The sequence below is a fragment of the Ferruginibacter profundus genome, from assembly GCF_054783275.1.
The window spans coordinates 260,727-275,267 of the sequence record NZ_BAAGQW010000002.1 but is presented as its reverse complement, the minus strand read 5'-3'; the positions used below and the strand labels follow the sequence as shown (position 1 = coordinate 275,267).

Annotated in this window: 15 protein-coding genes; all 15 read left to right on the top strand. The window is 38.6% G+C overall.

From position 1 onward, the window contains the following. Positions 1-34: 34 nt before the first annotated feature. The 15 genes from ACYVM0_RS11310 to ACYVM0_RS11240 all read left to right on the top strand — a co-directional run bounded on the left by ACYVM0_RS11310 (position 35) and on the right by ACYVM0_RS11240 (position 14,535). Positions 35-622 (top strand): hypothetical protein, encoded by a 588-nt coding sequence (locus tag ACYVM0_RS11310; protein WP_460557064.1) that lies wholly within the window; start codon positions 35-37, stop codon positions 620-622. Between the two features lie 77 nt (positions 623-699). Then, positions 700-1,347, top strand: a complete 648-nt coding sequence (locus ACYVM0_RS11305) for a DUF4136 domain-containing protein (RefSeq protein WP_460557060.1) — start codon at positions 700-702, stop codon at positions 1,345-1,347. Between the two features lie 182 nt (positions 1,348-1,529). Then, positions 1,530-3,041, top strand: coding sequence for a thymidine phosphorylase family protein (locus ACYVM0_RS11300; protein WP_460557057.1), 1,512 nt, complete (start codon positions 1,530-1,532; stop codon positions 3,039-3,041). Further along, positions 3,034-3,930, top strand: a complete 897-nt coding sequence (locus ACYVM0_RS11295; RefSeq protein WP_460557054.1) for a ribose-phosphate pyrophosphokinase — start codon at positions 3,034-3,036, stop codon at positions 3,928-3,930. Before ACYVM0_RS11300 ends, ACYVM0_RS11295 begins: the two co-directional genes overlap by 8 nt. A gap of 10 nt (positions 3,931-3,940) precedes the next feature. Further along, positions 3,941-4,468, top strand: coding sequence for an SRPBCC family protein (locus ACYVM0_RS11290; RefSeq protein ID WP_460557051.1), 528 nt, complete (start codon positions 3,941-3,943; stop codon positions 4,466-4,468). Next, positions 4,455-6,143: an alpha-amylase family protein gene (locus tag ACYVM0_RS11285; RefSeq protein ID WP_460557048.1), complete on the top strand. Its 1,689-nt coding sequence runs from the start codon at positions 4,455-4,457 to the stop codon at positions 6,141-6,143. Before ACYVM0_RS11290 ends, ACYVM0_RS11285 begins: the two co-directional genes overlap by 14 nt. Positions 6,144-6,162: 19 nt before the next feature. Next, complete coding sequence (locus ACYVM0_RS11280; protein WP_460557045.1) at positions 6,163-6,363, top strand: hypothetical protein; 201 nt, start codon at positions 6,163-6,165, stop codon at positions 6,361-6,363. A gap of 99 nt (positions 6,364-6,462) precedes the next feature. Then, a complete protein-coding gene (pfkA, locus tag ACYVM0_RS11275; protein WP_460557042.1) occupies positions 6,463-7,434 on the top strand; it encodes an ATP-dependent 6-phosphofructokinase in 972 nt (323 codons plus the stop codon). Between the two features lie 136 nt (positions 7,435-7,570). Next, entirely contained in the window at positions 7,571-8,605 is a 1,035-nt protein-coding gene (gene adhP / locus ACYVM0_RS11270) for a zinc-dependent alcohol dehydrogenase (protein ID WP_460557039.1), read from the top strand. Positions 8,606-8,940: 335 nt separating this feature from the next. Continuing rightward, entirely contained in the window at positions 8,941-9,243 is a 303-nt protein-coding gene (locus ACYVM0_RS11265) for an ArsR/SmtB family transcription factor (protein WP_460557035.1), read from the top strand. Positions 9,244-9,318: 75 nt separating this feature from the next. After that, a complete protein-coding gene (locus ACYVM0_RS11260) occupies positions 9,319-9,960 on the top strand; it encodes a hypothetical protein (protein ID WP_460557032.1) in 642 nt (213 codons plus the stop codon). Beyond that, positions 9,953-10,777, top strand: a complete 825-nt coding sequence (locus ACYVM0_RS11255) for a DUF2764 family protein (protein ID WP_460557029.1) — start codon at positions 9,953-9,955, stop codon at positions 10,775-10,777. The genes ACYVM0_RS11260 and ACYVM0_RS11255 overlap by 8 nt, the downstream gene beginning before the upstream one ends. A gap of 5 nt (positions 10,778-10,782) precedes the next feature. Continuing rightward, positions 10,783-12,555 carry a V-type ATP synthase subunit A gene (locus ACYVM0_RS11250; protein WP_460557026.1) on the top strand — a complete coding sequence of 591 codons (1,773 nt, stop codon included), beginning with the start codon at positions 10,783-10,785 and terminating at the stop codon, positions 12,553-12,555. Further along, a complete protein-coding gene (locus tag ACYVM0_RS11245; RefSeq protein ID WP_460557023.1) occupies positions 12,518-13,954 on the top strand; it encodes a V-type ATP synthase subunit B in 1,437 nt (478 codons plus the stop codon). The genes ACYVM0_RS11250 and ACYVM0_RS11245 overlap by 38 nt, the downstream gene beginning before the upstream one ends. After that, positions 13,945-14,535: a V-type ATP synthase subunit D gene (locus ACYVM0_RS11240; protein WP_460557020.1), complete on the top strand. Its 591-nt coding sequence runs from the start codon at positions 13,945-13,947 to the stop codon at positions 14,533-14,535. Before ACYVM0_RS11245 ends, ACYVM0_RS11240 begins: the two co-directional genes overlap by 10 nt. Positions 14,536-14,541: the final 6 nt, after the last annotated feature.

Genomic DNA, 14,541 nt, shown 5'->3' with positions numbered 1-14,541 from the left:
CAATAATTATTTGACATACTTAAAAATTAAAATTATGAAACAGAAAATTTCTTTTTTAACCGCAATTGGCCTGTTGGCAATTACGTTAAATGCAACAGCACAAAAAGACAGCAGCGGCATCTATCAGACAGCTGATGATTTCAGAAACCACAAGTTGTCTTACGCCATTAATTACAAAACAGCGAAACACAAAATCAATGACTATCTCCTTTTTAATTCCAAGCAAGTAAAAGTAAAGCACCATGGAATTACTTACACGCTTGATAAAAGTGCTACTTACGGCTATAAAAGTACGACAGGTGAAGTTTTCAGGTTTGTCGGCAATGAAACGTATCAAATTCTAAACCCGGATGAAGATATTTTGCTATATCTGCACACGAACCCGGTTGACCCACGGGTTTACCCGGCAAAAAAAGTTGAAGAACATTACTATTTCTCAAAGGCTGCAGACAGCTTAGTTGTTGATTTAACAATTGGTAATTTAAAAAAGGGTTTTTCGGAAAATTCAAAATTTCTTGCTTTCATCGATAAATATTTTGAGAAGGATGAGCAACTGACCAGCTATGATACAAAGAATAAAATGTATACGCTGAACAGGCTACTGAAATTGAGTAAACAATGACCTAGAATTCCTTTACTCAACTGATCTTAAAAAAACTGGGAGAACAATTATTATTTGAGACACTTAAAGTTAAAACAATGAAAACGATTCTATGGGTATCAACAAGCATTCTCATCGTGATTTTAGTTGGTTGCAGCACTACCTATAATGCTGTATCATCAGATTATGACAGGTCTGTTGATTTTACCCAATACAAAACATTTGCATGGTTACCCGATAAGGCAGATACCAGCAATACCCGTTATAATAATGAAATCATCCGTAATAATATCCGCAATTACTTTGGTCAATGTATGAGTGACCGGGGGTATAATTCGGACCTTGAAAATCCTGACCTGCTGATGGAGGTAGTAATTACCAATGCTAAAAAGGAAAGGGTGATAACTTCTTATCCATCATCTTATTATTATAGCCCTTATTATTATGGAAGTCATTATTATTCGCCTTACCGCTTTGGTTATTATTATAACTATTATCCTTCTTATAGCTATGGGTATTCCCGTTTTCCCAGTTATTCGACTACTCAAAAACAGGAATATGTTAATGGTTCCATCACGTTAAATCTTATTGACAGAAAAGCAAATAAGTTGGTTTGGAGTGGTACTGCCGAAGGTGATATTTATGATCCCTCACAGATAAGTATCGATTTGCACCCGGCAGTACATCGTATTCTCGATGAATATCCTGTGAAACCATTATTAAAACGTAGTCATAAAATCAGGTAGCATGACCATCGTAATTATGAAAAGAAATTTGCAAATAAAACCCAAAAAATAATTAATAGAAAAACCGTAGAAAAGGCCTGTAATAAGAGCAGGTTTTTAAACAGCATTCAGGCGATAGCACAATACAGGCCTTTCTTTTATCAATAAGAAATAATATAAAAATGAAAGTTGTTAATCAACATATGCAACATACAAAGCATTCACTCCTTTTCAGAGACCTCGGTATTGATACCAATCAGGAACTGGTAGTATTTATGCCTGCAAGTTGTCATGTATGCAAATCAGAAGGTTTTCAGGCGCTAACCAGGCTTTCTGTTTCACTTAACGGTGTTACAATAATTGCTGCGCTGAATATAATAAATGATGGTTTATTAAAGGAAGGCGAAATAAGTTTATCCAAAAGTGCAGTTCAAAAATTGAATGTACAGGATAATGACTTATTACAGGTCGACCATACTAAGCCATTACAGTCAATGAGAAATGTGCGGGCCAAGCTATATGGCAATAGATTGAATCAGGATGAATATGATAATATTATACAGGATATAGCAGATGAAAAGTACTCCAATATTTTTCTTTCCACATTTGTAGCGGCTTGTTCAGGTACCAATATGAAACTGGAGGAAATCTGTTATCTCACAAAGGCAATGATAAAAGCAGGAAATAAATTGGAATGGAAAAATGAAATCATTGCAGATAAACATTGCGTTGGTGGTTTGCCCGGCAACCGCACTACTATGATTGTTGTACCCATTATCGCATCTCTGGGCATAATGATACCTAAAACATCATCAAGAGCCATCACATCTCCCGCGGGCACCGCCGACACAATGGAGGTACTAACCAATGTAAATCTAAGCCTGGCACAGATGCGTAAAGTGGTGGAAAAAGAAAATGGGTGCATTGTATGGGGCGGAGCCATGAAGCTAAGTCCTGCTGATGATATTATTATTAAAGTGGAAAAAGCACTGGACATAGACAGCGAAGGCCAGATGATTGCCTCCATCCTGTCAAAAAAAGCAGCGGCAGGTGCCACTCATTGTATAATTGATATACCCGTTGGGGCTACTGCAAAAGTGCGAACAGTTGATGATGCTATCTCCTTGACGCTACGCTTAAAAAGAGTGGCCGATTATATAGGATTGAATATACAGACAATATGCACTAACGGAGAACAACCGGTAGGTCATGGCATTGGCCCTTCATTAGAAGCAAGAGATGTGTTGGCTGTATTGCAAAATGCTGCAGCAGCACCAAAAGACCTGCGGAAAAGGGCTGTCACAATTGCTGCGGAAATTGTAAAGTTGGTGTGGCATATGGAAGAACAGGCGGCAGAGGATTTAGTCATAAAAAAAATTGACGGCGGAGAAGCATTCAGCAAACTTATAAGCATTTGCGAGGCACAGGGTGGCTTTAATGAACCTAAGGAGGCAAAATATTGCAGAATAATTGAATCATCATGTTCTGGTATCATTACGGAAATTGATAACCGGAGTATTGCAAGAGTAGCGAAGCTTTCCGGAGCTCCTGATGCAAAAGAAGCAGGTATTGATTTTATAGTCCGGCTCAATCAACAAATCATCAAAGGACAGCCACTGTTTACAATTCTTGCAAACTCACCCGGTGAGCTGGAATATGCTTATGAGTATTACAAACAAAATGAAAAGCAAATAATAAAACTTAGTTATGAATAACTGCGTGCTATTTACGATGCCCGGTAATGAAGTGTTGGCTAATTCTTTAATAAAATTGCTCCATGCCAACCCTGGAGAAGCTATTGTTCGTCATTTTCCTGATGGAGAAACATACATAAAAGTAAATTCAGATGTTTATGAAAAAGAAGCAATTATAGTATGTTCTCTTCATCAGCCTGATGATAAGATATTGCCACTTTATTTTCTTGCAAAAACTCTAAAGGAATTCAGGGCCTCTCCTGTTACACTAATAGCACCCTACTTAGCTTATATGCGACAGGATAAAAGATTTACTGATGGTGAATGCATCAGCTCTGAATTATTTGCCAAATTGCTTTCTTCATTTGTTGATAAGCTCATCACTATTGACCCTCATTTACACCGGCGTACTTCTCTGAATGAAATTTATCCTATTCACACTTCTGTATTACATGTTTCTCATCTTGTTTCAAAATGGATTAATGAAAATATTCAACAACCTATATTAATAGGCCCGGACAGTGAAAGTGAACAATGGGTAAGTAAAGTGGCTGCGGATGCAAATGCACCTTACATCATACTGGAAAAAATCCGCAAAGGCGATAGAAATGTAAAAGTTTCTGTGCCCCAGGTAGAAAAATATAAAGAACATATTCCTGTATTGGTAGATGATATTATTTCAACAGGAAATACTATGATAGAAACAATTGGCCATTTAAAGAAGGCAGGGATGAAACCGCCCGTTTGTATTGGAACTCACGCAGTATTTGCATCAAAAGCCTATGAAAAAATAATAAAAGCAGGTGCCGCAAAAGTTATAACCTGCAATACAATAGCTCATCCTTCGAACGGAATTTACATTGATGAGTTATTGGCACAGGAAGTATGCAAAAACTGCTTTGTCGATTAAACTGATTTGTATGAAAACAATTACAAAAGCTGAAGTATATAATGCATCCCCGCATCAGGTTTTTAAATGTATTGATGATTTGGGGATTATCGGAATGCATATGACAAAATCATCTTCGATGATGATGGGAGGTAAATTAGATCTGGTATATCTGACAGAAAATCATACAGGAGTCGGGTCACGATATAAATGGAAAGGCAAAATGATGGGGATGTACATGGATTTTACAGTGGAAGTGACAAAATGGGTTCCTGGTATTGAAAAAATATGGGAAACAATTGGTAGTGCCAGGCTAATAATTTATTCCTGGTACAAAATGAAACTTGTAATAACGGCGATTCCAGGAGGTGTTACGCAGGCTGAATTATCGATCACATACGAAAGACCTGGCTTGCTTTTTTACAAGATTCTGTCAGTTTTATTTGCTGATTGGTATTGCAAATGGTGTTTGAAGAAAATGCTTGCCGAAGCAAAAAACAATCTGGAATTAAACAAAATTAAAAGTATTTCTAAACACAGTTTCTATGAAATCAATTAAAGATATTGACCTGTCTCCCAAACAGGGCAAAAAATACTGGAAAAATTGTCACCGTGAATGGCGGGAGGAATTTATTTATTTTTTGCTGGTAGACAGGTTTCATGACAGCAATAAAAGACATACTACTGAATTTGATGAAAGGCATCCTGGTTTTGGTGATGATGCGCAATTGGGCAGACAGTGCGGAGGTACTTTAAGGGGTATCATCAGTCACCTTACATACATAAAAAACCTTGGTTGCACAGCCATCTGGCTTAGTCCTGTTTTTAAAAACAATCCCGATTCTTATCATGGTTACGCCATCGAAAATTATCTGGAGATAGATGAACGTTTTGGAACAAAAGGTGATCTTGAAGAACTGGTAGACCAGGCGCATCAATATGATATGCGGGTATTCCTCGATGTTGTATTACATCATGCCGGGGATAACTGGAACTATCCGGAAGGGAAGCCCTATTACTATCATGAAGGAACAGAATTTCCATTTGGAGAATGGCGATATCCCGACCGGCCTGTTCCAATTGAATTAAGAAACCCAGCCCTTTATGGCCGCAAAGGACAGATAAGAAATTTTGATGATTACCCTGAAACAAGGGATGGAGATTTTTTTAATTTAAAAGCTTTTAAAAATGACGAATCAAGGGAAGCCATTCATGTTCAAAAAATATTAACAGCCATTCACTGTTACTGGATAAAGGAATTAGATATTGATGGTTTTAGGTTAGATGCCGTAAAGCATATGGGAGCACTATCTATCAGCAGGTTTTGTTCTTATGTTAGAGAGTATGCGTATTCGCTCGGCAAAAAAAACTTTTTTTTATTTGGTGAATTGGTAGGAGCTGATGCGCTGTGCAGCAATTATCTTGGTCCAAAAACACTCACCACTTATAATGATCAGAATATTTATTTTGGGTTAAACTCAGTATTGGATTTTCAATTGCATTTCGTACTGGAAGGAGTAATAAAAGGAAAAGACTCCCCGGGGAAGCTGATTGAGCGCTACGCTGAATTGCAAAAAAATGCGGTTGACCGGGGAGAGTATGGCGAGTTCCTGGTGACCTTTCTTGACAATCATGACCAGATTGGGGATGATTTCAAACGCCGTTTTGGTTACGATGCTGAGCCGAAACAGATTATTGCCGGCGCTGCATTTCTTCTCTGTGCTTTAGGCACTCCTTGTATTTATTATGGAACGGAGCAGGGGCTGGATGGATGCGGCAAAGGCGACCGCTACATCAGGGAATGCATGTTCAATCCAAATGATAAAACTACCAATGTACTGAATGAACAATCAGAAATTTATAAAGCAGTCGCCTCCATTGCACAATTCAGGAATGAAAGCAATGTGTTGAAATTTGGCAGAATGTTCATGCGGGAAACCTCAAAAGATGGTAGCCCGTTTCATTTACCTGAGTGCCACAAATGTCTCCTGGCTTTTTCAAGAATATTGTATGACCAGGAAGTTGTATTCGTATTTAATTCGTCAACCAGCGATGTAAAGGAAGAACATATTTTGGTGGATTGTCAGTTAAACCGAAACCACAAATGGATGAAACCTGTATACGGTCTTAAAACTAATGTGGAGATACTGCATTCAGAAGACCCGGCCAATCCTGTGTGTTATATAAAACTGTATTTAAAACCAATGCAACTGGTCATTCTTAAAAATTATTAAACAAATAAATTTATATAAAATGAAAAAAATAAATTATTTATTGGGAATAGCAGCGCTAATTATTGTTGCTTCCTGCAGCAATCAGTCATTAGACAGTAATCAGTCTAAAGAAATGAAACGAGACGAAATGAAAATGGACAATATGAAAATGGATAGCACCCAAATGGATAGTACAACCCATAATAAACTTCAGATGATGGATTCTATGGATAAAAAATAGGTTTCTGCGGCTGCATCAAAAATCATCAAGCCTTAACTCAGAGTTATGGCGAAATGAGGACACGAATACAAAACATTTATCTGTTTATAAACATAATTCATGGACACAAATATTAAAAAAATTGCAGTGTTTACTTCCGGCGGCGATTCCCCCGGAATGAATGCGGCCATCGCAGCCATTGCAAAAGAAAGTATGACTCATAATATACAGGTAGCGGGTATCATGAACGGATATGACGGCATGATAGATGGCGCCTTCATAAACCTCAATGAAGATATAGTAAAAAATATTGTACATAAAGGTGGTACCATTTTAAAATCGGCCCGCTGCCAAAGGTTCCTGCAGCCGGAATATAGAAAACAGGCTATGCAACAGCTTACAGCAAATAATATTGATGCAATGATAGCTGTTGGCGGAGATGGAACATTCCGTGGTTTACTGGCATTTTCTGAAATCTGCAGCCTGCCATGTATAGGCATACCGGGCACTATTGATAACGATTTGTACGGAACAGACTATACGCTTGGCTTTGATACGGCGGTGAACAATGCTGTTGAATGTATTGATAAAATAAGAGATACTGCTGCTTCGCATGAACGCATATTTATCGTGGAAGTAATGGGCCGTGATGCAGGATACATTGCATTAAGCACGGGACTTGGTGCGGGTGCCGATGGTATCCTTATCCCTGAAACTTCTGCAGATATGGATTGGTTGATGAAAAAAATTATCTGCAGGCACCGCAAGGAAGCGATGATTATTGTAGTAGCAGAAGGCGATGAAGTGGGAGCAAACTTGCTTGCAGAAAAAATCAAAAAAATGGATACGCAATACGATATAAGGGTAACGGTGCTGGGCCATATACAGCGGGGAGGACATCCATCTGCTATGGACAGGATGCTGGGCATACGGCTGGGTGTATTTGCCGTTAAGGCATTGCTCCAGGGCGAAAAAAATAAAATGGCAGGCATCATAAACAACCGCCTGCAGTTAACGCCTTTTGAAAAGGTAGTGAAGCAACATGAAGTGGATAAGGAAATGATGGAGTTAATGGAATTATTTGATAGCTGAGTGACAATGTTCCATAGCGTACAAGCGTCCGATGTAACAAAAGTTTGATAGCAGCAATTACAATGGGCATAGAATAAAAAATCAATAGGTTTTAAAGAACATTCGTAAAATATTAGTCATCATTAAAAGCTAAAATATGTTACCAAAAAAAATGAAGGCAGCAGTCGTTCGTGAATTTGGCGGGCCATTGCATATAGAAGAAATGCCGGTAAATGAACCGGGCGAAAATCAAATTCTTGTAAAAGTGATAACCTGTGGCGTTTGCCATACTGATTTGCATGCCTGCAATGGGGATTGGCCTATAAAACCCAAACTTCCATTAATACCCGGGCATGAAGCGGTAGGATATGTTGTTGCTCTCGGTCGTGAAGTTAAAAATGTAAAGGAAGGAGACATTGTGGGTGTACCCTGGTTACACAGTGCCTGCGGCTGTTGCGAATTCTGTATCACGGGTTGGGAAACACTTTGTGAAAGTCAGCAAAACGGGGGCTATAGTGTAAATGGTGGCTACGCTGAATATGTAATTGCAGATGCCCGTTATGTTGCACATTTTCCTGCAAATATCAATTTCCTCGACATCGCCCCCATCATTTGTGCAGGAGTAACTGTTTACAAAGGATTAAAAGAAACTGATACAAAACCTGGTGAATGGGTGGCTATTTCGGGCATCGGTGGTTTAGGTCATCTGGCCGTGCAATATGCCAAGGCAATGGGCCTTCATGTGGCTGCTATTGACATTGCAGAAGATAAGTTAGCCCTGGCAAGGAAACTCGGTGCGGATATTACAGTAAATGCAAAGCAAACAGATCCGGGAACTTTTTTAAAAAAGGAAACCGGTGGAATGCATGGAGTGCTTGTGACTGCTGTGTCACCGATCGCTTTTAAACAAGGGATTTCAGTATTAAGACGTAAAGGAACTATTTCCCTGAATGGACTACCTCCAGGAAGCTTTGACCTGCCCATTTTTGAAACTGTATTGAACCGCTATACAGTCAGGGGTTCAATAGTAGGCACCCGGAAAGACATGCAGGAAGCCATTGCATTTGCAGTTGAAGGCAAGGTAAAAGCGACCGTTCATGCTGCTAAACTGGAGGATATTAATACTGTGTTTGATGAGATGAAAAAAGGAGAGATTGAAGGAAGATATGTTTTGGAAATAGCAGATAAATAATAGTGCCTGTAATGAATTTAATATTTTAAAATGAACATCCGCCTGAACTTATTTTATTCTTATTGTACAGTTAACAAAGTCATGATGCTGCATACACTGTTCCTGTCGGGGTGTTCATTTTCTATTTTCTGATTCATCCTCTTACCATGGTAATGTATTGGTTTGAATTTAATTAAGTCTTCGGTAAAATATATTGCCATAAAGAACAAAAGTCTATTTTTTTTCATGAATATAACTATGTGTATATGTGTATGACCAAAATCTTCTACTGAGATAATAAGAATCATAGTTCCTATACTACTTACCATAGACCTTTACTGAAACGACAAACTACGGTGAAGCAGAAAGATAAAATTTTTAAAAAAGAAGATATGATAACCATGGCAGAAATATTAAAGGCGGTAGCCCACCCCGACAGACTGGCGATATTGGGACTGTTATGTAAAAACAGTGAGAAGAGGCTTGCAGTGAAGATAATTTACGAAAAACTGAGCATGCAACAACCGATTGCGTCAAGACACCTGAATATATTGAAAAATGCAGGTGTTGTCAGGAGGTTACAGGAAGGACAAAAATGTTTTTATTCCCTGTGCTCTGAGAAGAAGGTGGTGGAAACGATTTCCGGCTTTTTTTGCTGAATCGTCCTTAGGTCAATGATTCAGCTATTAAATCAACTGCATAGATAAATACATTGTCATTAAAATGTAAAAAGGATGAATGATTATTTAAACCCCAATCTTAATTCGCTTGTAAAACAAGTGTATGATGAAGGGATTGAAAAAGCGAATAAGGAAGCGCAGCAAATTATTGCTGAGGCAAAGCGGCAGTCTGATGAATTGCTGAAGGAAACAGAACAACGGATTGCAGGAATGGAAGCCCAATCAGCAAATGAAGTAAAACGCATACGTGAAAATTTAAACAGTGAACTCAAAGCAGTTGCACAGCAAACGGTGAATACCATCAAAGATGAACTTGCTGCTGTAATCAGTAACAGGATTGTATCGCAGGGTATCAGCGAAACATTAAACGAAACAACATTTCTGCAAAAAATAATTTTAACGGTTCTGCAAAAATGGGAACTCGCTGATAAAGATTTTCAATTTGAATTATTGTTAAATAAAGACGACGGGCAACAATTGCAGGATTTTTTTGAGCAGCGTATAAAAAAAGAATTGGCAACTGAACTGGAAATCGTAGTTGAAAATAAAATTAAAAGTGGGTTTAGGATTGGAGTTAAAAACGAAAATTATTACGTGAATTTTTCCGGTGAAGAGTTTGAAAATTTCTTCAAAGGATATTTGCGAAAAAAAACAGTTGAATGGATTTATGGAATAAAAGAAACCATCCATGAGTAAGCAACAATATTTTTATTTAATCGCCGGCTTGCCTGGTCTTGCTCTAACGGACACACATTTGCCGTTCACTTCAAAGGCATTCTTATATGACATAAAAAATAAAATAAGTAAGGTGGATTTTGAGCTGCTATGCTGGCTGTATTATGAAAGAGATAATCACAATCTCCTTAACATCTTGTTCAATAAAAATAGTCTGCCGCATTACGAAGGCTGCTATACTATGCAGGAGTTGAAAAAAGGGATTGAAGGAAATCATCCGTTGCCCGGTTACATGAATGATTTTATATTCTTATTCGAAGAAAATAAAGACCGGTTTTCCGAAGCTGAATGGGAAGTCAAGCTCATCGAAACTTATTTCAGAGAAGCAATGGAAACTAAAAATCACTTTTTAAAACAATGGATGGAATTCGAATTAAACTTAAAGAACCTGCTCCTTGTGATGTGCAACAGGAAACAACCACTTCCTTTTTCTGAAATTATTATGGATGTAAATGAAATGGCAGCACTAATGAAAGAAAGTCCTGCTGCCGATTTCGCCACTCAGCCATCCATTGATTTTATGAACCAGACCATGAAAATTATTGATACGGAAAATTTAATTGAACGTGAAAAGAAAATTGATGCGCTGCGATGGAAGAAACTTGAAGAAATAACTTTCTTCAATTATTTCACAATAGAAGCCATTTTAAGTTTTATCAGTAAACTGATGATAATTGAAAGATGGGACATGCTGAAACAGGAAACAGGAAAAGATTTTCTTCCATCCATGCTCCATTCATTTACAGAAAAAATTAAAATGCCTGTAACAGAAAATTAAAAGAAATGAGAACAGGAAAAGTAAAAGCAATTGTTTCAAACCTCGTAATCGTGGCAGCAGATGGTGCTGTGGCGCAGAATGAAATTTGTCACATTCAGCTTGGCGAAATATTTCTGAAAGCAGAAGTTATTAAAACTGTTGGAGATGATGCATACGTACAGGTATTTGAAAGTACAAGGGGAATGAAAGTGGGTGATAATGTAGTTTTCCAGGGACACCTGCTTGAAGTAAGCCTCGGGCCCGGTATACTCTCAAAAAAATATGATGGCCTGCAAAATGATTTGGATAAGATTGAAAATATTTTCCTTAACCGTGGTACTTACACAGATGCATTGGATACGGATAGTGAATGGAATTTTATCCCTCTCGTAAAGAATGGTGATATGGTTGTTGCAGCAAGCTGGCTGGGTGAAGTGAAAGAAAAAAACATCCCACATAAAATAATGGTGCCATTCATACTCGACGGAGAATTTAGTGTAAAGAAAATTGTAGCCGCAGGAAGTTATAAATTGACAGATACAATTGCCATACTCGAAGATAAAAAGGGCAATGAAACAGCAGTAACAATGCTGCAGAAATGGCCCGTGATAAAGACATTGAAAGGTTATAAAGAAAAGATAAGGCCATATAAATTATTGGAAACAGGGATAAGGATTATTGATATGATGAATCCGATGGCTGAGGGGGGAACCGGATTTATTCCCGGTCCTTTCGGTAGCGGTAAAACCGTGCTGCAACACGCCATTGCACGGCAAGCAAAAGTAGATGTGGTTGTGGTGATTGCCTGCGGCGAGCGTGCCAATGAGATTGTTGAAATCTTCACAGAATTTCCACAACTTGACGATCCTCAGACAGGTGGAAAACTCATAGACAGAACCGTTATCATTGCCAATACTTCCAATATGCCCGTTGCATCACGTCAGGCATCTGTTTATACCGGGATGACAATTGCAGAATATTACCGTGCGATGGGATTAAAAGTTTTGGTACTTGCTGACAGTACTTCCAGGTGGGCACAGGCATTAAGAGAAATATCAAATCGTATGGAAGAACTTCCGGGGCCTGATGCCTACCCCATGGATCTGCCTGCAGTGGTTTCCGGTTTTTATGCACGGGCTGGCCAGGTAAAATTAGTGAACGGTACAGATGGCAGTATTACATTTATCGGCACGGTGTCTCCGGCAGGTGGAAATTTAAAAGAGCCGGTAACAGAATCCACTAAAAAAGCCGCGCATAGTTTTTATGCATTGTCGCAGCATCGTGCAGACAGTAAACGATATCCGGCCATTGATGCCATTGAAAGCTATTCCAAATTTCTCGACTATCCAGAACTTATCACCTACATGCAGCAGACCATTGCACAAAACTGGAAAGCCGAAGTAGTGAAAATGAAAGACCGGTTATTCAAAGGCCGTGAAGCAATGGAGCAGATAAGCATCCTGGGTGATGATAATGTTCCGGTTGATTATCATGAAACATTCTGGAAGTCGGAGTTGATAGATTTTGTCATTCTCCAGCAGGATGCATTTGACAGCGTGGATGGTTTCACTTCCCTCGAACGGTTAAAGTATATGCAGAACAAAATTGCTGAAATCTGCGAAACATCGTTTCGCTTTTCCGCTTATGAAGAAGTCGGCATTTACTTCAGGGCTATTATTAATGCATGGAAGCAAATCAATTACTCAGCATTTCAATCAGAAGAATTTAAAAACTTCAATAGCCAATTGGATACAATTTTAAATGAAAGAAAACAAACAAATGGAAACGTTACCGTTTAAAAAAATTTATACACGGGTTATTCAAATAACCAAGGCCACCTGCACACTTGAAGCCACAGGAGTGGGTTGCGAAGAGATGGCATTGGTTGATGGTAAATCCGCACAGGTGATAAAATTAAATGCCAGACAGGTCACGCTGCAGGTATTTGAAGGGACAGAGGGGATTAAAACAGATGCCGAAGTTGTGTTCCTTGGTAAAGCGCCATCATTGAAAGTAAGTGATGAATTGGGTGGAAGGTTTTTTAATGCCTACGGTGAGCCGATTGATGGAAAATATACTCCACATGGAAAAGAAGTGGAGATTGGCGGGCCGTCAATAAATCCTGTGAGAAGAAAGCAGCCTTTTGATTTGATAGAAACAGGTATTGCAGGAATTGACTTGAACAACACATTGCTTGCCGGGCAAAAAATTCCATTCTTCGCTGATACCGACCAGCCGTATAATGCTGTTATTGCTCTTGTAGCGCTCCGATCCAATGCTGATCGCATTATTCTTGGTGGCATCGGACTTTCAAATGATGATTACCTGTATTTCAGAAATCTTTTTGTGAATACAGATATGCCGGAAAAAATTATCGGCTTTATCAATACCACTGAAGATCCTACTGTAGAACGTTTGCTTATTCCAGATATGGCCTTGTCTGCCGCAGAATATTTTGCTATAGACAAAAATGAAAAAGTGCTTGTGTTGCTCACAGACATGACATTGTATTGCGATGCACTCAGCATAGTAGCCAATCGCATGGATCAGATACCTTCTAAAGACAGTATGCCTGGCTCATTGTACAGCGACCTTGCGAAAATTTATGAGAAATCCGTACAACTTCATTCGGGCGGTTCGATCACTATCATTTCTGTGACCACCATTTCAGAAGGCGACATTACACATGCAATCCCTGATAATACGGGTTACATCACAGAAGGACAATTATTTTTAAGAAGAGATACCGAAATTGGAAAAGTAATTATTGACCCGTTCCGCAGTTTATCAAGGTTGAAACAGCTCGTGATTGGAAAGCAAACAAGAGAAGACCATCCGCAGGTGATGAATGCGGCTATTCGTTTGTATGCGGATGCGGCTAACGCAAAAACAAAACTGGAAAACGGTTTTGATTTAAGCGACTATGATAGAAGGACCCTGAAATTTGCAAAAGAGTATGCGCAGCAATTACTTGCCATTGACATTAATGTGGATATAACGAAGATGCTGAACATTACCTGGAATTTATTCAGAAGAAATTTTCAGGCTGAAGAACTCGGCATCCGCAAAAAATATATTGAACAATATTGGGAGAAAGAAACCAAGATGGAAGAAGAAAGTTCTTCCATGGATGAAAATACGAACCCGGCAAACACTTCATTTAAACAACGCAATAAAACAGAAGTGAAATGGCAATAAAATTTCAATACAATAAAATTTCATTGCAGGAGATGCAGAAACAACTGAAAGTACGCATGGATGCGTTACCGGTAATTAAATACAAGGAAGCCATCCTGCGAACTGAAGCGGAAAAAGCAAAAAGGAAAGAGGTTGAACTGGAGCGGAGTATTGGAAGCAAAATCAAACAGTATGAATACATGAACATACTGTGGCGGGAATTTCCGCAGGAAGTAATAACGGTAAGCGAAGTAAAAACAAGTATAAAAAATATTGCCGGAGTAAAAACACCGCAGTTTGAAAACGTAGATTTTGAATTAAAACCACTTTGTCTGTTCAACCAGCCACTCTGGGTCTCTGACGGAATTGCTTTGCTGAAAGAATTGATACGACTTTCCATCGAGAAGGAATTATTGAGCATCAGGACAGCATTATTAGATGTGGCAAGAAAGAAAACCACACAGAAGGTTAATCTGTATGAGAAAGTACAGGTACCGGAATATCTCACTGCTATTTCAAAAATTAAAAAGTTTATGAATGATGAAGAAAGTTTGGGTAAGGCAACACAAAAAATAATGAAGAAAAGGATTTTATCCATCTAAAATTAC

Coding starts and splice junctions, on each gene's coding strand:
- ACYVM0_RS11310 (WP_460557064.1), top strand. CDS start 35: ATGAAACAGAAAATTTCTTTTTTAACCGCAATTGGCCTGTTGGCAATT.
- ACYVM0_RS11305 (WP_460557060.1), top strand. CDS start 700: ATGAAAACGATTCTATGGGTATCAACAAGCATTCTCATCGTGATTTTA.
- ACYVM0_RS11300 (WP_460557057.1), top strand. CDS start 1,530: ATGCAACATACAAAGCATTCACTCCTTTTCAGAGACCTCGGTATTGAT.
- ACYVM0_RS11295 (WP_460557054.1), top strand. CDS start 3,034: ATGAATAACTGCGTGCTATTTACGATGCCCGGTAATGAAGTGTTGGCT.
- ACYVM0_RS11290 (WP_460557051.1), top strand. CDS start 3,941: ATGAAAACAATTACAAAAGCTGAAGTATATAATGCATCCCCGCATCAG.
- ACYVM0_RS11285 (WP_460557048.1), top strand. CDS start 4,455: ATGAAATCAATTAAAGATATTGACCTGTCTCCCAAACAGGGCAAAAAA.
- ACYVM0_RS11280 (WP_460557045.1), top strand. CDS start 6,163: ATGAAAAAAATAAATTATTTATTGGGAATAGCAGCGCTAATTATTGTT.
- pfkA (WP_460557042.1), top strand. CDS start 6,463: ATGGACACAAATATTAAAAAAATTGCAGTGTTTACTTCCGGCGGCGAT.
- adhP (WP_460557039.1), top strand. CDS start 7,571: ATGTTACCAAAAAAAATGAAGGCAGCAGTCGTTCGTGAATTTGGCGGG.
- ACYVM0_RS11260 (WP_460557032.1), top strand. CDS start 9,319: ATGAATGATTATTTAAACCCCAATCTTAATTCGCTTGTAAAACAAGTG.
- ACYVM0_RS11255 (WP_460557029.1), top strand. CDS start 9,953: ATGAGTAAGCAACAATATTTTTATTTAATCGCCGGCTTGCCTGGTCTT.
- ACYVM0_RS11250 (WP_460557026.1), top strand. CDS start 10,783: ATGAGAACAGGAAAAGTAAAAGCAATTGTTTCAAACCTCGTAATCGTG.
- ACYVM0_RS11245 (WP_460557023.1), top strand. CDS start 12,518: ATGAAAGAAAACAAACAAATGGAAACGTTACCGTTTAAAAAAATTTAT.
- ACYVM0_RS11240 (WP_460557020.1), top strand. CDS start 13,945: ATGGCAATAAAATTTCAATACAATAAAATTTCATTGCAGGAGATGCAG.